16 protein-coding genes are annotated in these 18,475 nt (G+C 66.6%); 7 read left to right on the top strand and 9 right to left on the bottom strand.

Annotation, left to right across the window (positions count from 1 at the left end; translation table 11 throughout):
* The first annotated feature begins 82 nt into the window (after positions 1 to 82).
* Positions 83 to 1,117 carry an SIS domain-containing protein gene (locus F7O44_RS25625; protein WP_162453269.1) on the top strand — a complete coding sequence of 345 codons (1,035 nt, stop codon included), beginning with the start codon at positions 83 to 85 and terminating at the stop codon, positions 1,115 to 1,117.
* An 81-nt stretch (positions 1,118 to 1,198) separates the two neighbouring features.
* Here F7O44_RS25625 and F7O44_RS30690 read toward each other — a convergent pair whose 3' ends face one another.
* The 3 genes from F7O44_RS30690 to F7O44_RS25640 are packed head-to-tail and all read right to left on the bottom strand — an operon-like array spanning position 1,199 to position 4,089.
* The gene (locus F7O44_RS30690; protein ID WP_343073922.1) at positions 1,199 to 1,831 is read right to left on the bottom strand and encodes a TrmH family RNA methyltransferase; all 633 of its coding nucleotides are present in this window, start codon (positions 1,829 to 1,831) and stop codon (positions 1,199 to 1,201) included.
* A gap of 21 nt (positions 1,832 to 1,852) precedes the next feature.
* Positions 1,853 to 2,293, bottom strand: a complete 441-nt coding sequence (locus F7O44_RS25635) for a thioredoxin family protein (RefSeq protein ID WP_222851697.1) — start codon at positions 2,291 to 2,293, stop codon at positions 1,853 to 1,855.
* Between the two features lie 41 nt (positions 2,294 to 2,334).
* Positions 2,335 to 4,089: a carbon starvation CstA family protein gene (locus F7O44_RS25640; RefSeq protein WP_162453170.1), complete on the bottom strand. Its 1,755-nt coding sequence runs from the start codon at positions 4,087 to 4,089 to the stop codon at positions 2,335 to 2,337.
* Positions 4,090 to 4,326: 237 nt separating this feature from the next.
* Here F7O44_RS25640 and F7O44_RS25645 point away from each other — a divergent pair, with 237 nt between their 5' ends.
* Positions 4,327 to 5,052: a hypothetical protein gene (locus F7O44_RS25645; RefSeq protein ID WP_222851698.1), complete on the top strand. Its 726-nt coding sequence runs from the start codon at positions 4,327 to 4,329 to the stop codon at positions 5,050 to 5,052.
* Positions 5,053 to 5,438: 386 nt separating this feature from the next.
* Here the strand turns inward: F7O44_RS25645 and pyrE are convergent, their stop codons facing one another.
* Positions 5,439 to 5,987, bottom strand: a complete 549-nt coding sequence (pyrE, locus tag F7O44_RS25650) for an orotate phosphoribosyltransferase (protein WP_162453171.1) — start codon at positions 5,985 to 5,987, stop codon at positions 5,439 to 5,441.
* Positions 5,988 to 6,016: 29 nt separating this feature from the next.
* Here pyrE and F7O44_RS25655 point away from each other — a divergent pair, with 29 nt between their 5' ends.
* A complete protein-coding gene (locus F7O44_RS25655; protein WP_162453172.1) occupies positions 6,017 to 6,664 on the top strand; it encodes a hypothetical protein in 648 nt (215 codons plus the stop codon).
* On the opposite strand, the gene F7O44_RS25660 is transcribed toward F7O44_RS25655, so the two are convergent.
* Entirely contained in the window at positions 6,653 to 7,423 is a 771-nt protein-coding gene (locus tag F7O44_RS25660; RefSeq protein ID WP_162453173.1) for an SDR family NAD(P)-dependent oxidoreductase, read from the bottom strand. The genes F7O44_RS25655 and F7O44_RS25660 overlap by 12 nt on opposite strands.
* Positions 7,424 to 7,609: 186 nt before the next feature.
* Between F7O44_RS25660 and disA the strand changes: the two genes are divergently transcribed.
* Entirely contained in the window at positions 7,610 to 8,722 is a 1,113-nt protein-coding gene (gene disA, locus F7O44_RS25665; protein ID WP_162453271.1) for a DNA integrity scanning diadenylate cyclase DisA, read from the top strand.
* A 340-nt stretch (positions 8,723 to 9,062) separates the two neighbouring features.
* On the opposite strand, the gene F7O44_RS25670 is transcribed toward disA, so the two are convergent.
* Entirely contained in the window at positions 9,063 to 10,292 is a 1,230-nt protein-coding gene (locus tag F7O44_RS25670; protein ID WP_162453174.1) for a hypothetical protein, read from the bottom strand.
* Between the two features lie 545 nt (positions 10,293 to 10,837).
* Between F7O44_RS25670 and F7O44_RS25675 the strand changes: the two genes are divergently transcribed.
* Positions 10,838 to 11,545, top strand: coding sequence for a hypothetical protein (locus tag F7O44_RS25675; RefSeq protein ID WP_162453175.1), 708 nt, complete (start codon positions 10,838 to 10,840; stop codon positions 11,543 to 11,545).
* A 158-nt stretch (positions 11,546 to 11,703) separates the two neighbouring features.
* On the opposite strand, the gene F7O44_RS25680 is transcribed toward F7O44_RS25675, so the two are convergent.
* Entirely contained in the window at positions 11,704 to 13,020 is a 1,317-nt protein-coding gene (locus tag F7O44_RS25680; protein ID WP_162453176.1) for a hypothetical protein, read from the bottom strand.
* A 175-nt stretch (positions 13,021 to 13,195) separates the two neighbouring features.
* Here F7O44_RS25680 and F7O44_RS25685 point away from each other — a divergent pair, with 175 nt between their 5' ends.
* On the top strand, positions 13,196 to 14,824 hold the full coding sequence (locus F7O44_RS25685) for a family 20 glycosylhydrolase (RefSeq protein WP_162453177.1): 1,629 nt from the start codon (positions 13,196 to 13,198) through the stop codon (positions 14,822 to 14,824).
* A gap of 155 nt (positions 14,825 to 14,979) precedes the next feature.
* On the opposite strand, the gene rsmI is transcribed toward F7O44_RS25685, so the two are convergent.
* Entirely contained in the window at positions 14,980 to 15,852 is an 873-nt protein-coding gene (gene rsmI, locus F7O44_RS25690) for a 16S rRNA (cytidine(1402)-2'-O)-methyltransferase (protein ID WP_222851699.1), read from the bottom strand.
* Between the two features lie 31 nt (positions 15,853 to 15,883).
* Between rsmI and F7O44_RS25695 the strand changes: the two genes are divergently transcribed.
* The gene (locus F7O44_RS25695) at positions 15,884 to 17,497 is read left to right on the top strand and encodes a dolichyl-phosphate-mannose--protein mannosyltransferase (protein ID WP_222851700.1); all 1,614 of its coding nucleotides are present in this window, start codon (positions 15,884 to 15,886) and stop codon (positions 17,495 to 17,497) included.
* 6 nt (positions 17,498 to 17,503) lie between these two features.
* On the opposite strand, the gene F7O44_RS25700 is transcribed toward F7O44_RS25695, so the two are convergent.
* On the bottom strand, positions 17,504 to 18,091 hold the full coding sequence (locus F7O44_RS25700) for a TMEM165/GDT1 family protein (RefSeq protein WP_162453180.1): 588 nt from the start codon (positions 18,089 to 18,091) through the stop codon (positions 17,504 to 17,506).
* Between the last annotated feature and the right edge of the window lie 384 nt (positions 18,092 to 18,475).

The raw sequence follows: 18,475 nt of genomic DNA on the forward strand, positions 1-18,475 counted from the left end.
CCGCTAAGTAACTGATGTCAAGATGTGACCGGCTGACACCAAGCCGCGCCACCCGGAGGAGACCCACGTGACCGAGACGACCATGGCCCGCGAGATCGCCGAGCAGCCGGCGGCGCTCGCCCGTACATTGCAGGCATTGCGGCCCCAGCGCGCGGAGTTGCAGAAGCTCGCGGCAGACCGGCGCGTCGTGTTGTTCGTCGCCCGCGGCTCCTCCGACAACGCCGCCATCTACGGCCGCTACCTGCTGGAAGTACACGCCGGCCGGGCCAGCGGACTGGCCGCGCCCAGTGTCGCCACCCATTACCAAGCCTCCATCGACCTGTCCGAGGCGCTCGTGGTGTGCGTTTCACAGTCGGGTGAGACGGAGGAGATCGTCGAAACTCAGGCGTGGGCCGCCGGACGCGGAGCCCGCACCGTTGCGGTGACCAATGACGGCGCGAGCTCGCTGGCCAACGCCGCCGACGTCGCGCTCGTCACCCAGGCCGGTACCGAGCTAGCGGTTCCCGCCACGAAGTCCTACACCGCACAACTCGCCGCCATGGCGGTCCTCGCCGGTTCGCTGGCTCCCGAGCCGGACGCACTTGATGCGGACCTGGACCGGGTTCCGGATGAAGCTGATCGTCTCATCTCCGCACGCGCGGGCGTCGACGCTGCCGCGGAGAAGCTGGCGTCCACAGCTGAGGCTCTTGTCAGTGGCCGCGGCATCGCCTTCGGCACGGCGCTCGAGGCGGCGCTGAAGCTCGAAGAGACATGCCTACGCCCGGTCCGGGGATTGTCATACGCCGACCTGCGGCACGGTCCCATCGCCGTCGTCGATTCCGACCACGTAGCGCTGCTGGTCTCCGCGAGCGACGGCCCGATGGTCCCGGGAATGACCGACCTCGCCCACGATCTGCGCCGGCGTGGCGCCGCTGCCACGATCGGCATCGGCGGGGACAACGGCTTCGCCGATGCTGTCGACATCGCGGTGCCCGGACCTGACCTACCCGAGCTCGTCGCTCCACTGGCGCTGATCGTGCCGGCACAGCTGATCGTCGAGACACTGGCCCGGCAACTCGGGCTCAACCCGGACGCTCCGCGAGGGCTGTCCAAGGTCACCCAGACCGACCCTGCCTAGCCACGCCTCCAGGCCACGCCCCACTGATGATCACCACATAGCCGGTCGCGGCTCCCGCATCGGTGATCGTTGCGGGAGCCGTCAGGTGGCGTGCTGACGGATCCAGGCATGCATGGCGATGGCCGCAGCCGCGCCGGCGTTGATGGAGCGGGTGGAACCGAACTGCGCGATGGACAGGCAGACATCGACGTGCTCGCGTGCTTCGCCGGAAAGTCCTGGGCCTTCCTGGCCGAACAAGAGCACGCCCGCAACCGGCAGATCGAACGTCTCGAGCGGCACCGCCCCGGGCAGATTGTCGATGCCGATCACCGGCAGATCACGCTCATGCGCCCAAGCGGCCAGCGCGGCAAGGTCGGTGTGGTGCCGGATGTGCTGGTACCGGTCGGTCACCATGGCGCCCCGCCGGTTCCACCGGCGCCGCCCCACGATGTGGACCTCCGCGGCAAGGAACGCGTTGGCCGTGCGGACCACCGAGCCGATGTTGAAATCGTGCTGCCAGTTCTCGATGGCCACATGGAACGTATGCCGCCGCTTGTCGAGGTCCGCCACGATGGCTTCACGCCGCCAGTAGCGATACTCGTCGACGACGTTGCGGCGGTCGCCGTGTTCGAGAAGCTCTGGGTCATATCGCGGGTCGTCCGGCCAGGGCCCCTCCCAGGGGCCGACGCCGTGCGGTAACTCGTCGTCGGCGACAGGTTCGTCAGCTGCGTCCACAGCAGACACCGTAGTGCCGGATCAGTGCGAGGCGCCCTCCAGTGCGCCTCGCACGGCCTCCAGCGCTTCTCTCGGCGCCGGCACCCGGCCGGAACTGACGACCACGCCATCGACGATGATCGCGGCGTACCCCGGTGCCCGCAACGCCGCTCGCAGCGCCGTGAACCACCCGCCTCCTCCGCGGCGTGCGGCCGCGACGAGCGTCGGCAGCAGATACAGGTGATTGCGGGGGTCGACGATCTCCACTGCGACGCCACCTGGGAGATGCTCACGGAGGTAGCGGTAGACCTCGGCGAAAGGTGCCCAGCTGTCACGCTCGATGTTCCGCGTACCGCCCCGGAGCGGATGGTGCATCGGGTCGACACACAGTCCTTTGGTGGATCCGCCGCTGCAACACCCGGCTCCTACGCCGTCGGACATGTCCCACGGGCGGATCAGCACGACCCGGCTCGGGGCCTGCACGTGCTCATCCCCCGGCGGATGATGGCGTTGCGTGATCGGGTTCATTCCTGGGACTCGCTCCCCGGTCCGGATCCAGCGCCTCCGGACGTGTCGCTACCTCCGAGCGTACCCGCTCGGCGCTCGCTCACGGTGCGCCGCAGCGCGACGCCGGCCTCGACGATCAGCCACAGCGCGAGCGCCAAGATGATCAGGTCGAGCGGCACCAGAATCCACCGCTCGGGGCTGTCCCAGAACTCTCCTAGCTGGATGAACAGCGCCCAGGTGGTCATCACCAGGAGGAAGGCCATGGGTATCAGAATCGCGATCGGGTTGCGCATCCGCTTGGTGACCCATACCGCGACCACTGCCAGCGCCAGACCAGCAGTGAGCTGGTTGGTGGTGCCGAACAGCCGCCAGAGCGTGCCGAAGGCGAAACCTCGGTCGTCCTCGCCTGGCATCAGTGCGAGAGCCAGCGGGAGCGCTATGGCCACCAGCCCGGCCAGCGTCAGGCTGCGCGACAGCCGGTTCCACTTGAGGATGCCGGCGATCTCCTGGACGACGTACCGCTGCAGCCGGACTCCGGTATCCATGGTGGTGGCCGCGAACGATACGACCACGACGGCGGCGAAGACGGTGGCCAGCGCGAAGTCGATGCCGAGGTTGCTCGCGAACTGGCCGATCCCCTCGACGAAGTTGCCCGTTGCTCCGCCCGACGCGGTGGCGAAATCCGGATACCGCTCGTCCCAATCGAGCCGGGTGGCGGCGACGCCGGCAGTGACGGCCAGCACCGATGCGAGCGCGAGGCTGCCCTCGCCCAGCGCCCCCATGTATCCCACATGGCGGGCGTCGGTCTCCTTGTCCAGCTGTTTCGACGTCGTTCCCGATGACACAAGCGAATGGAACCCGGAGATGGCGCCGCAGGCGATCGTGATGAACAGGAACGGGAAGATGCTGGGAGACCCCTCGGGCACGTCGTTCAGCGCCGGAGCGACGATGGTGTCCCAGCCGATCAGGACGCCGGCAAAGGTCACCCCCAGGGCAATGAACAACTGGTGGGAGTTGATGTAGTCCCGCGGCTGGAGCAGTAGCCACACGGGCAGGCGGGATGCGATGAACGTGTAGGCGAACATGATGACGATCCACACGTCGCGCGGCTCCATGCCGAGCCAGTCGGCAAATCCGGTGATCTCGATCGGGTTGTGGTGGCCCACCCAGATCAGGAAGTACAACCCCACCACGCCGACGAGTGACGGCACCAGCGCGGGTGACTTGGTCCGGTAGATGTATTGACCGATCGCGATGGCCAGCGGGATCTCCACGAAGATCGGGATCACCGCACCGGGGAAGGCAACGAGCAAATTCCCGATGACGACCGCGAACACGGCGTTGACCAGGGTCAGCAGGAAAAAGATGATGCACAAGAACAGGACTCGTGACCGGGTGCTGATCACTTCGGCGGTCAAGGTGCCGATGTTCTTGGCCTTGTGCCGGACCGAGACCGCCAGCGCGCCGAAATCGTGCACGCCCGCGGCGAAGATGGTGCCGATGACGATCCACAGCAGGGCCGGTACCCAGCCCCAGAACACCGCGATGGCCGGTCCGACGATGGGCGCTGCCCCGGCGATCGAGGTGAAGTGGTGCCCGAAAAGTACGTGTTTGTTCGTCGGCACGAAATCGACGCCGTCGGAGAACTCATGGGCGGGGGTGACGAAGGCCGGATCCAGTGCGTAGACCTTCTCGGCGAGGTACCTCGAGTAGTAGATGAATCCCAGCGCGAACAAGGCAAGTACGCTGACCGCGACGACGATGGCGGGCATGCAGCCTCCCGAGGGCTCTGTCGGCCACCCCCCAAGGCCGCGCAACCATAGGACCTTGCTGCGATGCAGCATGACGTAGATCACAATGCCACGCAAGGCCCGACACGGACCGCTGCCCGGACCCGTAATCTGAACAGGACTCGCCGCTAGTCTTCAGCGCACCGGGAGGTTGCCCTGAGCCTCGACGCCGATCTACATCAGGTAATCCGATCTGCCACCGCCGCCGAGCTGTCCTGGGTGGGTCCCGACGGACGGCCCGACGCCGCCCCGGCCACCCCGCTCTTGCTGGCCGACCAGCCCGTGGTGGCGCTGCCGTATGCCTACGACCAGCTGGCCAGGACCATCGCCAAGGCGCCCGCCGTCGGCCTCACGTTGTCCGATCCACGTCTGACCGGCGCCAACTGGAAGCCACTCGCAGTCATCGCCCGGCCACGGCTGATCGAGGACCGTGATGGCGCGATCTTCGCCGAACACCTGGTGACTCAAGAACTCAGGAAGTATCCCCCAGCCAGAGCGCTGATCGACTCACCGATGCTCCGGCGCGAGCATTGGTGGTACGTGCCACGCTTGCTGATTCTCATCGAGCCTGACTCTGCGACCGCTGTCACCGCCGTCGCGGCACGTCGCGAGCCGAGCGACCTTCTGCTGAGTGTCACCGACGGCATCGACATCACCATAGATACCGTTCGCCCCGAAGACACCGGCACCGAACAGCTCCGGCTCACCAGCCTGACCGGCCGGGCGCTGCCCGACGGGGCAGCCGCGTTGCTGGGCCACGACTTCTCGGTACCCGACTTCGAGCGCTGGACGTCTTGGCTGACCCGTGGTCAGCTGAGCGACGGGTTCCTCCGGGTCGAAGAACGTCCAGAACGGACCACCCTGGAGCCCACGCTCACTCTCTGGCAGCGGTTCCGGCGGCAACGCCAGCTCGAGCGAGCGTGCCGCCGCGGCCTGAACGCGTGACAGTGTCCGGGTGAGGAAAGATCCGGGTGCCGGGACCACCAAGCTGCTCCGGCGCATGGAGTCTCTCCATGGTGTGGTGGGCATCCGCGCCGGGCCTGGGTGGATGGAGTCTCTCCATGGTGTGGTGGGCATCCGCGCCGGGCTTGGGTGGATGGAGTCTCTCCATGGTGCGGTGGGCATCAGCGAGGGAGGCCGATGGCGGAGCCCCTCTCCGACCGAGTCTGCGGGCAAGGAGAGACTCCTTCCACCCAGGAACGGCTCTCCGCCGGGGCAAGGAGAGACTCCTTCCACCCAGGAACGGCTCTCCGCCGGGGCAAGGAGAGACTCCTTCCACCCAGGAACGGCTCTCCGCCGGGCAAGGAGAGACTCCCGCTACCCAAGAGCTACTATGCCCCCACAAGCCCCAAGTCAGCCGGCCCGAAGGCGGCGCGGTACTCCAGGCCTGCCTCTTCCACCCGTTCGCGAGCTCCGGTGTCGCGGTCGACGATGACCGCCACGGCGACGATGTCCGCCCCGGCCGTTCGCAGTGCGTCGACGGCCGTCAGCACGCTGCCGCCGGTCGTAGACGTGTCTTCGACGGCCAGCACCCGCCGGCCGGCGACCTCCGGCCCCTCGATCTGCCGGCGCAGGCCATGCTGTTTCTCGCTTTTGCGCACGACGAAAGCATCGAGGTTGTGTCCGCGACGGTGGGCGGCATGCAACATGGACGTCGCCACTGGATCCGCGCCCAGCGTGAGCCCGCCGACGGCGGCGATGTCGAGGTCGGCTGTGAGGTCGAGCATCACCTCGCCGATCAGCGGCGCGGCCTCGCCATCCAAGGTGACCCGCCGCATGTCGACGTAATAGTCGGCTTCCTTGCCGGACGAGAGGACGACCCGGCCGTGCACTACGGCCTTGTTGATGATGTGCTGTCTCAGTAGGTCCCGTGTCTCCACGGCTCACGAGCGTACGGCAAGGTGGATGTGTGAAACCCGGCGCATTGGTACTGGTAACAGGTCCGGTCGATCCGGTCGACTGGTGGGCGGCCACACAGCGGGAGCTAGCCGGCACCGGCCTGGCGATCCTGGCACCGCGAGACGGGGCCGCACCACCGTTGTTCGGCGTGTCCTGGATCGCGTCCGTGGCACAGGCCCTGAACACCTCGGCTCTGGACGACCCGCTAGCCCTGGTCGCTCACGGCACCGCCGGCCCGCTGCTGCCGGCGTTGGCCAGAGCCCAGCGAGCGGCCGGCCGGCACGTCGGCGGCTACATCTTCGTCGACGCCACGCTGCCCCGCCCCGGCACCACCAGCCACCTCGATTTGCTGCGCGCCGCCGCACCGGCGGAGGCCGATGTCGTGCATGAACGGCTGCACGAGTCGGGTGGGCTCTGGCCGGCTGACCCAGCCGGTGGTGTCCGGCAGCACGACCACCAGTTCTGGACGGAGACGTTGCCGCCGGCCATCGACTGGCCGGATGCACCGTGTATCTATGTACGCACCGGCCAGGAGGCGCCTGGTTGCGGCGACACCGCCTTCTGGGCCAGGTCCGCGGGTTCGCGCGGCTGGCCGGTGATCGAGGAGACGGACGTGACCGCCGGTCTCGCCCGAGCGCTCGATCAACTACCTGGCTGAGCGGCGACGGTCCGGATGACGGCGGCCGGTGGCCTGCACCAGGCGCCGTGGCAACCGAGGAACAACCACGGCGGCGGCTTTGTATACGACGCCCGGCACCGAGACGGTCTTACCGCGGCGCAGGTCACGCAGGGCAGCATCGACCAGGGTGTCGGCATCGAGCCACACCCAGGACGGCAGGCCCGTCATATTCATCTGAGCCCGGTCGTGGAACTCGGTCCGGGTGAACCCCGGTGCCAGGGCCATCGCGCGCACACCGGTGCCGGTCAGCTGTGCCGCCAGGCCCTCGGTGAAGGATGTGACCCACGCCTTCGCCGCGCTGTACGTGCCGCGCGGTACCCAGCCCGCCACCGAACTCACGTTGATCACCGCACCGGCGCCCCGTTCGGTCATCACCGGGACCGCGGCATGGGTCAGCCGTAACACCGCTCGGACGAGTACGTCGAGCAATTGCTCCTCGTCGGCGATGTCGTTGGCGAGGAAGGGTTTACGCAATGCGAAGCCGGCGTTGTTGACCAGGAGGTCCACCGGTCGCTGCCGGTCGCGAAGCCGCTCTTCGACTCGGGTGGTGTCAGCCGCGAGATCGGCCGGCATGATCTCGATCTCGACGCCGTAGGCACCGCGCAGCTCGCCGGCGACCGAAGCCAGTCGTTCCTCGTCCCGAGCGACAAGGACAAGCGCGAAGCCCCGCGATGCGAGCTTGCGAGCGAAAGCCAGACCGATGCCGGCCGTAGGTCCGGTAACGAGCGCCGTAGGCATGGGCAACTACCCTACGAGACCGCGCGCTGAACGTGACCACGGCATCCGCAGCGCCTCCCGGGTGATCAGTAACACAGAGTTGCCTTCGGGTTGGCACCCGGAGGGCCGTAGACTGGTGCCGACAGTGCCGGGCGTCATCCTCGCGCATGACCTGACCCGGCCTTAGACTGGCAGCCGATGTCATCGATGAGTCACGACGGGGGTCATGTGCCCGGCAGCGACAGAGGAGACGCAGAGGCGAAGCTGCGCCAAGCGCTCGCCGCGGTTGCCCCTGGCACCGAACTGCGCGAAGGGCTCGAACGTATCCTGCGGGGCCGCACCGGCGCCCTGGTCGTGCTGGGTTACGACAAAACCATCGAGTCGATATGCAGTGGCGGGTTCGTCCTCGATGTGGAGTTCAACGCCACCGGGCTGCGTGAGCTGGCGAAGATGGACGGGGCCATCGTCGTCGACCGAGACTGTACCAAGATCGTCCGGTCGGCAGCGCAACTGGTTCCCGATCCGTCTATCCCCACCACCGAGTCCGGCACCCGGCACCGCACGGCAGAACGTGTTGCCAAGCAGACCGGTTTCCCGGTCATCTCGGTCAGCCAGTCGATGCGTATCGTCGCCATCTATGTCGACAGCATCCGCCACGTGCTGGAAGACGCCGGCCAGATCCTCTCGCGGGCCAACCAGGCGCTGGCCACACTCGAGCGCTACAAGCTCCGGTTGGACGAGGTCTCCGGCACCCTCTCGGCCCTCGAGATCGAAGACCTCGTCACGGTCCGTGACATCGTCATGGTGGCGCAGCGGCTGGAGATGGTGCGTCGTATCTCCATCGAGATCGACGGCTACGTCGTAGAACTCGGCACCGACGGCCGGCTCCTCAGCCTCCAGCTCGACGAACTCGTCGCCGGCGTCGATGTGGACCGGGAGCTCATCGTCCGCGACTACTTGCCCGCAGCCGCGGGACGCAAGGCCAACGGTGTCGCGGCCGCCATCGATCGGCTCAGTGCCCTGTCCGCCACCGAACTGCTCGATCTCGGTGCGGTAGCTGAAGCCCTCGGGTTCAGCGGTGGCGACCAGCTCGACACCGCCGTCAGCCCTCGTGGCTACCGGCTGCTGGCCCGTGTGCCCAGGCTGCCCACGCCGGTCATCGAGCGATTGGTCGAGCATTTCGGCGGCCTCCAGAAACTCCTCGCCGCCAGTGTCGACGATCTCCAGACCGTGGACGGCGTCGGGGAGAACCGGGCTCGCAACGTCCGCGAAGGGCTCTCGAGGCTGGCCGAGTCCAGCATCCTCGAACGCTACGTCTGACCCAAACTCCTCCCGCCCCCTCACCCAATGGGGCGCTTCTGTCGTGTCCGTGGGGGGTCGAGCTTTGGCGTGCTCTGTGTTCGCGAGCGGGTGGCGTGTTGCGGCGTGCATCGTCGCGCCAGACCAGCCAACCGCGCGGACATGTCAGCGCCTCGGGGAGGCAACGACGAAGGCCCGTGGGTCCACACTTGTTGGGTGTGGACCCACGGGCCATTCAGCCGGCGCCCAGAGCGGTTAAGCTCCGCAGCACCCCCGTCGACAGGAGGCGAAACGACGTACGGCTTGGACCGCATCGCCGTGGGGAGACCCCTCCGTGCCGCGGGCGCCCCCGTGACTCGACTTAGTGCGTGAACTCCAGGTCGTTGTCATCGTCTTCGTCACCATCGGCATAGAGCCCGCCCTGGGGCACCTCGACGCTGACCTCCGGGAAGCTGAGAATGCCGACCTCGGCACTGCCGAGCTCGACCTCGCCGACGATCGGGGCCGGCACGGCGACGGTCAGCCGGACGGACAGCCCGCCACCCGACGCGGCGGCGTAGGTGCCGTCCTCCGCCAGTTCGGTGTCGTCGGTGCGGTAGTCGGCAAAGTTGATGTTTGCCTTAACACCAGGTGTGATCTCGATGGTCTGATCGAAGCCCGGCTCGATGGCGACGCCGGTCTCCTCGTCACCGACCCACAACTCGAGAGCGGGAAGCTCGTACTCGAACGTGGCACCCCCGGGCTCACCGGTAGCCTCGAGCCGGCCCCAGGCATTGGGCTCCTCGGTGTCCGACGCTGCGGCCAGACCGATGGTGGCGCCGCCGTTCGCCGCACCGCCCAGCAGGTTGAGGTCAGCAAAGCGGCCACTCACCTCGACGTATGCGCCTTGGCTGCCGTCAGCCTTGCCGAATACTCCGGTCTCCTGAAGCAGTTGGCCGTCTCCGGTGCTGATCAGTGGTCCGTTGCCCACCGGAAGGTCGAGCGGCACCATACTGCCGAGTACACCGTCGAGCAGACCCAGCTCTCCGAGGTCGACGAGGTCCAGCTGGCCAACACCAGAGTACAGCGACGTGAGCACGCCTCCGTCCGAACCATGCCCGAGCACATCGGCATTCCAGTTGGCCTTGGCCTCACCAGAGATGGCTCGCAGGTTACCCGCCAACGGGATGGTGAGGTCGTGAATACCGTAGGTGTCCGGTTCAGCTTCTTCTGGGAGTGCGACCTGCTCGACAGCGTAGAGGTCGAGTGGAAGATCAACACCTAGCAGGTCGGCGCCGACGAGGCTGCCGAACGAGCGCGAGTACACACCCTCACCGTGCGCGTCGAGCCCGGTCGAATCGACGTCGTTCTGCACGACACCGACCGTCACGTCGCCCTTCACATCCGGGATCTCACCGACCATCGGAACGCCACCGCTGAAGTCGAGACGGATACTGCCGTAGTAGCCGTCCGCGGTGATCTTGAAGTCGCCAGCACCGTCGACCTCGTCCGCGTGAGCCGGCAGACCGAAAGCGCCGACCACCAGGGAAGCCGCAGCTCCACATGCGGCGGAAGCAACGGCAACGCGGCGTGCCGGCCGCGTTGCATTCATAAAGGTCATGAGTACGCCCCTTAATGAGGTAAGTATGGGACTTGGCGCTAGAACTCAGAAAACAAAATGGCCAAGTACCCGGTCGATAGCAGGAGTTTCTGAGCTGACTGACTGGACGTTATCTGCCATTTAATGGCCGTGTCAACCAACGACAAAAGACGTACATCGCGGCCTTGGTCGAAGATTGCCTCGATAAGACCGGAAGGCTGACGTTCACGTCATTCGAATGGCCCATACCCAGCGATGCTCCGTGGAGTTTCAGGTGTATACGGGGGCAAACGTACACCCCGGGCGCTAATTGACCCTATGCGGCATACTGCCCCCACTTGTCCGACTTTCGCTACGCAATGACGCGCCCCAGCGCCTGGGCGCGACATTCACCTGGCCCGACTCGCTCACACAATGGCAGAAGTAGAAGCCTTAACTGACCTATAGTTATTCAGTGCTTGACAAATCTCAAATGAGATGTGGAGCATAACTCCGGGCGTGCCATACGACGTCCAGGGATTCCTGAACAAACCTTCTGCAGAACGAGGAGACACATCGTGCTCACCAAGACCCTGCGTAGCGCCATGATCGCCGGCGTTGCGCTGGCCGCCACGTTTGGCTTCGCCGGCGCGGCATCAGCCACGGCGGACTCTGCCGCGACAAGCACACCCGCCGTCGCCGAGGCCGCGCCACAGGTCGCCGACCTGGACGGCTTGCTCGACCTCCCCGACACGAACATCGGCAACGACCTTTGCCTGCTGCCCTGGTTCTGGCCCGGCCCGTTCAACGTCCTCACCGAGGGCCAGACCGGCTACTACTCCGCGTGTAACGGATCCGGATCCGCGGACGCAGAGGGCGTCAACATCCTCAACAACGTCTGTGTCGCGCCGTGGCTCTGGCAGGGACCGATCAACTTCCTGACCAGCGGCCAGGATGCCCACTACGAGGCGTGCAACAACGTCGATGAGGTCGACATCTTCGCCAACGGCTTGATGCAGTACATGACCATCCAGTACATGATCGACTCGGACATGCTCGACGAGAGCGCGTTCGAGGGCTTCCTGCAGGGTGACCTCAGCAGCCACGACGTCATCATGGACGACAGCGTGCTGGGCGAGTTCGGCGCCGACCTTCCGGACGGCGAGGAGCTCACCGGTGACGGCGGGATCGGCAACAACGCCTGCATCCTCCCCTGGCTGTGGCAGGGCCCGCTGAACTTCCTGACCGTGGGCCAGCACGCGCACTACGAGGCCTGCAACGACTGAGCATCGCCCCGGTCGCTTTGATCGGCGACCATTGCCGCACACACACTCGGCCTCCCGCACACCGTTTGGTATGCGGGAGGCCGTTGTGTGTGTAGAGCAAGACCTCGTCCGTGCGGCAGAAGCAGAAGATGCCGAGACCTTCTGCACACGCGCGCACGTCAGCCGCCGAAAGCCGCCACGTGGAAGGGCGTGCCGCCGACATCGAGGCTTTGCGTGACGGCTTCGCCGTCGAGATCCACCTCGTGCACTTGACCGGCCGCGGGGTCGGTCACATACACGAGCGCACCGCCACCGACAGCGACCTGTGGCGTGGGATCACTCCATTCGGCGTCTTCGTCGTAGGCCTCAGTGACACTCGCGACCGACGTGATCTCGCCGGAGTCCAGAGCCACCGCGTGCAACGTGCCGTCGGCCGACATACCCAGCAGCCGGCCGTCGTCGTACGCCGAGACCGCGAAGGTGCTGAACGCGTCCGGCAGGTCTACGAGCGTCACCTCGTGCTCGGCCGGGTCAATCACCAGCATGGCCTCCGCACTGTAGTTGCCCACCAGGACATCGAGGCCGGATGCGGTGCGCAGCGTCCCGCTGCGGCCGTCGTCGTCCGGGTACTCCAACTTGTGGCCGTCGAAGTGGTCACCGTGTTCCTCGAGGACGACGATGCCGTCAGCACAGGCGAACGCCACGGTGTCGCCCAATGCGACCTCACCGTGCAGGCCAGGACATTCCGGAAAGCCGGACTCGACGACCTCGCCATCGGCATCTTGAACGACGACCTCCGGCGGGAGCGTGGTGTCGTCCGGGTCAGTATCGCCATACGCGGAGGCGATGAACCGGTCCTCACCCCATGGCACGGCCACACCGTGATGGGGCGCATCCGTCGCGATCACTGTGCCCTCCGCCCCCTGAGCGATGTCAGCCGCGCTGAGCACCTGAAACTCGCCGTCGTCGTCGAAGAAGATGGCGGTCTGCCCACTGTGGGTGACGACGTGCGACGGGCCGCCTCCGGGATACTCGGCGAGCTGAGCCGGGGCGGCGACGTAGTAGTGGAAATGATCGCCATGGTCAACGCTCCAGACCCCGACGTCGATGGCTTGCGCCAAGTCACGGTCCGGCATCACCGCGAAGCCATATCGGTCACCCTCGGTGGTGGCGAGCATCGTGGGGTACATCTCCGGCGCTGGAATGTCGATGACCTCGATGACCTCACCGGTGCCTGGCTCGACGACGGCGACTTCGCCGGCCTCACCGTCCGCTACGAGCAAGCGGGTGACCGGGGCGTCCACCTCCGTCGCCCCGAGGGTCTCACCGGACTCATCTTCGTGATCGTGATCGTCCTCGTGTTCATGATCGTCATCACGATCCTCTTCCTCTGCCGTCGGAGCCACCGCGGCCGGATCGTCAGCGTCATCACTACCGCAGGCCGTCAATAGCAACGCCACGCCCAGCAACGCCGGACCTGCGCCTCGGAGCCTCATGAGCACACACTTCTTCCCGTATGTCAGCAATGGTCAATCATGAAACGATAATTGAGAATGATTCCTAACTGCAAGTTCCTTCATGTCCGGCCAGATGTAGCGGTGTCCGGCTGCGGTGCATCTACGGCGAGCCTGTGGATGTACAAGTGGTCTAACTGCCGGATATCGTCAACACGTGCCTGTCGAGTTGATTCCGCTACCGTTGTCCGTCTCCGAGCACTCCGGCGCATTCGCTGTCTCGGCCGACACCGTGCTCGTCGCCCAGGGCGCGGCAACGGCCGCGGCATGGCTGCTGCACGACGCTCTGCGTGCGGGCACCGGGCACGCGCTGCCCGTCGTCTCCGATTCCGGAGGCGCGCCCGCCATCACATTCGTAGTCGACGAGGACCCCACATTGCGGTTCCCGTCCACAACGGCCGAGCGGTACCGGCTCGAGGTGCGCCACGACGGCGCCACGATCCACGCGGCGCACCCTGCCGGCGCGGTCCGCGCCGTGCAGGTGATCCGGCAGCTTCTTCCGGCCGACACGCTGCGCGCCGCCCCGGTGACCGATACGCCGGTAGAGCTGCCATGTGTCACGATCGAGGACGAGCCGCGGTTTGCCTGGCGCGGCGTGATGCTGGACGTGGCCCGGCATTTCCAGCCCAAGGAGTTCCTGCTACGGCTGATCGACATCGCCGCCCTGCACCAGTTCAACGTCGTGCACCTGCACCTCACCGACGACCAAGGATGGCGGCTGGAGGTTCCGGGCTGGCCGAAGCTCACCGAGATCGCTTCTTGGCGGACCGAGACGGTCGTGGGCCACGCCCGCGACAATCAGGGCTCCGACGGCACGCCCCACGGCGGCTTCTACACCACCGCTGATCTCAAAGAAGTAGTGGCCTATGCCGCCGCCCGCCAGATCACGGTGGTGCCCGAGGTCGATCTCCCCGGGCACGTACGCGCGGCGCTGGCCGCCTACCCGGAGCTCGGCAACACCGATGCACATAAGCCGGTCGCGACCACGTTCGGCGTCTTCGACGAGGTACTCGCGCCCACCGACGAGTCGTTGCGCTTCGCCAGGGACGTGTTCGACGTCGTTGTCGACATCTTCGACTCGCCCTTCATCCATATCGGCGGCGACGAATGCCCACGGACCGAGTGGCGGCAGAGCGCCACTGCCCAAGCCCGAGCCGCTGAACTCGGCCTCGCCGATGTCGGCCTCCTGCAGTCCTGGTTCACCTCTCAGTTCGCGGATCACCTCCGCGAACATGGACGCCGGGTGATCGGCTGGGACGAGATCATGGACGGCGGCGCTCCCGCTGATGCGGTCATCGCGGTGTGGCGCGAGTTCAGCCTGGCCGCCAAGGCGCTGGCCGCCGGTCACGATGTGATCGTCGGCCCGGCTGAGGCCGTGTACCTCGATCACTACGCTTCCGACGATCCCCGCGAGCCGCTCCATATTCATGGACATCTCCCGCTGGAGACCATTGCCGAGTTCGAACCCGTTCCCTCTGGGTTCGCCGGGGCCGAACGGGACGACGTGGAGCCGCCGGGGCAGGTGCTCGGCGTTCAGGCACAGCTGTGGTCGGAGTACCTACCCACCCCGAAGGCAGTCGAGTACAGCGCCTTTCCTCGGCTGGCCGCCGTCGCCGACATGGCGTGGACCAGCGCGGAGAACCGCCGCCGGCATCCGGTCACCGAACGAATCAGCAGCCATCTGGTCCGTCTCGACGCTCTCGGGGTCAACTACCGGCCGTTGTCGGGGCCGCACCCTTGGCAGCAAGGCGGAACAGGCGCTCGCGCTCGATACGACCATCGTTAGATCCGGCGAATGGGACCTCTCCTCGCCCAGCGGACTCGCTCCTTCGTCGCTCGCCGATGCCCGCCACGCCATGGAGAGGCCCCATTCGCCGGATCTTTCATGACGTCGCCTCTCGTGCTCTGGGCCTGTTCCTGAACCGGCACAATGCTGGGCCGTCATTGCTGGTTGACCACCGCGGCGTAAAGCTCACGCCTGGACAGGCCCAGCTCATGTGCGACGTCGGCAATAGCGTCGCGGCGGCTCGCACCACCGGCCACCCGCTCGGCCACGATGGACACCGCATCGTCCACCGTCATACGGCCTCGATCGTCCGCGGCCGAATCCACACCACTGACGACGATCGTGATTTCTCCGAGCGGGCCGGTCTCCTCAGCCCACGTCACCAGCTCGCCGAGTGGCCCGCGCCGGACCTCCTCATGTGTCTTCGTGAGTTCCCGGCACACTGCTGCGAGCCGGTCCGCACCGAGTGCCTCAGCCATCGCTCGCAACGTGGCCGCGAGCCGGTGCCGCGATTCGAAGAACACCATGCTCCGCTGTTCATTCGCCAAGGCAGCGAAGTATCTGCGCCGCTCACCCGCGCGGCGCGGCGGGAAGCCCTCGAAGGAGAATCGCGACACCGGGAGCCCGCTGACCGCCAACGCCGTCACCACCGCTGACGGTCCTGGCACCGATGTCACCCGCACCCCCGCCGCGACGGCGGCCTCGACCAGCCGGTAGCCAGGATCGGAGACCGACGGCATGCCCGCGTCGGTCACTAGCACTACCCGAGCCCCGGCGAGCAGTTCGGCCACGAGTTCGGGCGTGCGGGTGTCTTCATTCGCTTCGAAGTACGACACCAGCCGTCCGGACAGCTCGACGTCGAGTGACGCCGCGAGCCTGCGCAGCCGCCGGGTGTCTTCGGCGGCGACGACGTCGGCATCAGCCAGTTCCCGCGCCAGCCTGGCGGAGGCATCCGCGACCTGACCGATCGGGGTGGCCGCGAGCACCAGAACACCTGGTCCGGATGTACCGCCATGTTCACCTGTCACACCACCATCGTCACACTCGTAGGATGACCCGGTGACCCCGACCACCGTCGACGCGCCGAACGACGCGCCGGCAGCAGACGCGCCCGGGCGCCGGCGTCCGTCGCCGGCGGACCGGCTGATGCAGGACAACCGGTTCTGGGGTTGGGCTGGTCCGTTGTTCGTCGGCGCCGTGGCCGCCGTGCTCAGGCTCGTCGAGCTCGGGCGGCCCAACCGGATCATGTTCGACGAGACGTACTACGCCAAGGACGCGCTCTCGCAGCTCTTGTTCGGCTACGCCCGGAAGTTCGTGGAAGACGCCGACGAAATGATCATGAGCGGCGAGGTGGACGCTCTCGACGCGGACTCGGGACTCTTCGAAGACGAGCCGTCCTTCGTCGTCCATCCGCCGGTGGGCAAGTTCCTCATCGGCCTCGGCATCCGAACGTTCGGCATGGAGCCCACCGGATGGCGGATCGCGACGGCGCTGGCTGGCGTCATCACGGTCGTTCTGGTGGCCCGGGCCGGCCGCAGGCTCTTCCGTTCCACCGTGCTGGGCTGCACCGCCGGACTGTTCGTGGCGGTCGACGGCTTGTCGATCGCCGTGAGCCGCACCGCGCTGCTCGACGGCCTGCTCGCGATGTTCGTCGTCGCCGCGTTCGCCTGTCTTCTCGTCGACCGGGATCAAAGTCGCGCCGCGTTGACCGGGTGGGCGAGTGAGCGCACCGCAGCCGGTAAATGGCTCGGCGACGGGCCACTGCTTGCCTGGCGCCCTTGGCGGCTGGCGGCCGGCATCATGCTCGGCCTGGCCTGTGGCACCAAGTGGAGTGGTATTTACGTCGTCGCCGTGTTCGGCTTGATGACGGTTCTGTGGGAGATCGGCGCGCGCCGGGCCGCCGGGCTTCAGAGCCCCACCCTCAACAGTGCGCTGCGCGACGGGCCGGTGGCCTTCGTCACCATCGTGGGCTCGGCCGTGGTCGTGTATATCGGTTCCTGGTGGGGCTGGATCACCTCGGACAACGGCTGGGCACGGAACTGGGCTGCCGGCAACGCGCCGTCGGGCCTAGGCGAATGGATGCCCGAATGGCTGCGCGGCCTTTGGCATTATCACGCCCGGATTTGGGACTTCCACACCAACCTGACCAGCGAACACACCTACGAGTCGGGCGCTTGGACATGGCTGTTCCTCAGGCGTCCCGTTCTGTTCGAGTACCAGAGCCTCGACCAGTACGAACAAGGCTGTCTCGTGGACCACTGCAGCCAGTCGGTGCTGGCTCTCGGCAATCCAGCGCTGTGGTGGGGGTCCATCGCCGCGTTGATCGCCTGTGCCGTGTACTGGTTCCTGCGACGCGACTGGCGGCCCGGCGCCATCCTGGCCGGCATGGTGGCGACCTGGGTGCCCTGGCTGCTGTATCCGGACCGCACCACCTTCGCCTTCTACGCAGCCGCCATGATGCCGTTCATGGCCCTGGCTGTGGCCTACACGCTGGGCCGGATCATCGGGGCCCGGAGCGACCCGGCGACCCGCAGAACGATCGGGCTCGCCGTGGCAGGCCTGTACGTGCTGGCTGTGGTCCTTCTCGCCGCGCGTTTCTACCCGATTTACGTCGGAGAGGTCATCCCCTATGAGCAATGGCGGCGGCTCATGTGGTTCGACAGCTGGATCTGATCCGCGTCAGGTCAGCTCGAGGACGCCTTCCATCATCAGCACGACGCCGAAGAGCGCGAACAACGTGGCGGCACCGATCTTGACCACCCGGTCGGGCAACCGCTGGCTGAGCATCCTACCGACGACGATCGCCAGCGCATCCGCGGCCACCATGCCGATCGTGGAGCCGATCCATACGCCGAACCAGTCATACTGTGTCGCCAGCGTGACCGTGGCCAGCATGGTCTTGTCACCGAGTTCGGCCAGGAAGAACGCCGCACCAACCGCGATGATCGCCGAGCCGGTCGCGCGCTTGGCCTTCTGCTCTTCCTCCTCACTGAGCGAGTCCCCACGCAGCGTCCACGCGGCGAAGCCAAAGAACGCCACAGCGGCGACGACGTTGATCCAGCCGGTGGGCAACGCTTCACCCAGTCCGGCGCCGATGGCGACGGAGCCGAGGTGAACGATGGTGGTGGCCACCGTGATGCCGACCAGGACGTGCCATACCTTGTAACGCGTGGCGAACGTCATCGCCATGAGCTGGGACTTGTCTCCTAGTTCGGCGACGAAGATCACGCCGAAACTCACGAGAAAGGCGGCCCAAGCCTCGGCCATGCGGATTCCCTTCGGTCCAGACCGGGCCGGAGGTTCAACGAGACTCCGACCCGGCATTACTGCCTTGGCCGAAGGTCTCGCCCGCCTCGTCAACGAGGCTGTGCGGCCGGACGCTCACGTCAGCGTCAGTATGTCGACCGCGACATTGGGGGCTACTCCCCTTCGCGGCTTCCGACACTACTCGTGCATGGGCGATCAGTACCAGCCGAAGTGCGCAGCATCACATGCGCTCACCTCGCGCTACCTCGTAGTGCGTCCGGCATTGGAATCTCTCCGTGGTTGTGTCTGGGCATGTCGAGCGGCGAGGCGGCGGACGAGGCACGAGGGAGCCGGCAAGCGCGACCGTCAGTTGGCGGGGGAGGCCGATGGCGAAGCCTCCTGCCG

It is taken from the genome of Phytoactinopolyspora mesophila (genome assembly GCF_010122465.1).
Classification (GTDB): Bacteria; Actinomycetota; Actinomycetes; order Jiangellales; family Jiangellaceae; genus Phytoactinopolyspora; species Phytoactinopolyspora mesophila.

Bases quoted from the DNA above. Each gene is read 5' to 3' on its own strand.
- F7O44_RS25625 (WP_162453269.1), top strand. From the start codon at position 83: ATGGCCCGCGAGATCGCCGAGCAGCCGGCGGCGCTCGCCCGTACATTG.
- F7O44_RS25640 (WP_162453170.1), bottom strand. From the start codon at position 4,089: ATGCCCGCCATCGTCGTCGCGGTCAGCGTACTTGCCTTGTTCGCGCTG.
- F7O44_RS25660 (WP_162453173.1), bottom strand. From the start codon at position 7,423: ATGCCTACGGCGCTCGTTACCGGACCTACGGCCGGCATCGGTCTGGCT.
- disA (WP_162453271.1), top strand. From the start codon at position 7,610: ATGAGTCACGACGGGGGTCATGTGCCCGGCAGCGACAGAGGAGACGCA.
- F7O44_RS25670 (WP_162453174.1), bottom strand. From the start codon at position 10,292: ATGAATGCAACGCGGCCGGCACGCCGCGTTGCCGTTGCTTCCGCCGCA.
- F7O44_RS25680 (WP_162453176.1), bottom strand. From the start codon at position 13,020: ATGAGGCTCCGAGGCGCAGGTCCGGCGTTGCTGGGCGTGGCGTTGCTA.
- F7O44_RS25700 (WP_162453180.1), bottom strand. From the start codon at position 18,091: ATGGCCGAGGCTTGGGCCGCCTTTCTCGTGAGTTTCGGCGTGATCTTC.